We start from the raw sequence: 1,586 nt of genomic DNA on the forward strand, positions 1-1,586 counted from the left end.
CTCAGCTTGTAGAGGAACCCCCGGTTCCTCTACAAGCTTTTTTTAATGATTTTGATTTTGATGTTAGTTCAAATGGTCAAAATGGTCTTCCGATGTAAATAAGATGAAAAAAACTCTCCTTCACCTAGCTCATTCGGTCTAGGTGAAGGGCAATCTTCTTCATGTTCTGACAGGCGGCTGTCAGTAACGCTTGTTCTGAAACTTTCTGTTTTCCGCGCAAACGACAATAACGCAGCCCATGCAGTTCTTTTGAATCTGCGAAGCTACGCTCAATTTTCTCTTTTCTCATTCGATAAATCCATTTTCCTTCATTGGAAAGCCGGTTCTGTCGAACCAGCTCTTTAGACCCCTCCCAGACATGACGAGTAATGGTTTTCTGGTGCTTATGATTTTGATTACACTGAGCTAACAGAGGACATGCCTTACACTTTGCTGGATCAGATTTATAGTGACGGTATCCTTCTCGATCGGTTGTGGCATAAGTTAACATCTCTCCTTGCGGACAGATATAATGATCTGGGTCTTCTTCATACTTGTATTTCCACTTTGGAATGAATCCTTTTCGTGATTGATACCGACGATGGGCAATAACGCCAAACACCTTTCGCTGAGCTAAACCATGACAAATCGGACTGGTAAGGTAACCGGCATCTAATCCAACGGCTTCAACATGAAATCCAAATCGCTTGATCTGACGGTCCAAACGCTGTAAATAAGGCTTCGAATCATGAATATTGCCAGGAGTAATATGGACGTCGGTAATAATGTTGTATTTAATATCTGTCGTGCGATGATCCAAATAGAAAAACCCCTCGGGTTTGTGTTCACGATACAAATAACCACTCTCTGGATCAGTATGACTGACTTTAATCTCTTTGGTTTTCTTCACCTCCTCCTTTTCCTTTAGAGGCTTTTTTCCGTGATCAGCCCGATCCTGTTCTACAGCTTCATTTAATTCTTCAATATAATCGGCCGTTTCGACGTGAACTTCTTTTCTTGAAAACTTCTTTTTATTGGCGTTTGCTTTTAAATGGGTTGAGTCCGTATAAAGCACGCGACCCGAAACCATACGGTGGTTCATCGCTTGATGAACGATTTCATCAAAGACCTCCTGGAAGATATCAGTCTCATGAAATCTCATTCTGCGATTCCAGCTAATGGTGGAGTGGTGAGGAACCGAGTCTGTTAAATTTAAGCCAAGAAACCAACGATAAGCGACATTCGTTTGAATTTGGCGTTCTAATTCTCGCTCAGAACGGATGCCATAAATATATCCAATGAACATCATTTTAAATAACACAAGAGGGTCTAGAGAGGGTCGGCCATTATCTTCACAATAGTAAGGACGGACTTTGTCGGGAATAAAGGAAAAGTCTATGTAGTGGTCAATTTTTCGAAGTAAGTGGTTTTCAGGGACGAGCTCTTCAATGGTTACCATTTCTAATTCGTTTTGTCGATTTTGTCTAGATTGGAACATTAAAATCACCGCCTAAATAGAATCTACCTATAGGATAACAAAACAAAATGGATAATTGAGGGAAATGAGATAAAAAAACAGGCTGTCGAGACTTTCTCGACAGCCTGAG

General features: G+C 40.9%; 1 protein-coding gene. It reads right to left on the reverse strand.

The genetic code is table 11. The features are described 5' to 3' along the window. Positions 1–124: 124 nt before the first annotated feature. Positions 125–1,477 carry an IS1182 family transposase gene (locus PQ511_RS23530; protein ID WP_273854340.1) on the reverse strand — a complete coding sequence of 451 codons (1,353 nt, stop codon included), beginning with the start codon at positions 1,475–1,477 and terminating at the stop codon, positions 125–127. Positions 1,478–1,586: the final 109 nt, after the last annotated feature.

The organism is Guptibacillus spartinae (genome assembly GCF_028610625.1).
GTDB classification, from domain to species: Bacteria; Bacillota; Bacilli; order Bacillales; family Guptibacillaceae; genus Guptibacillus; species Guptibacillus spartinae.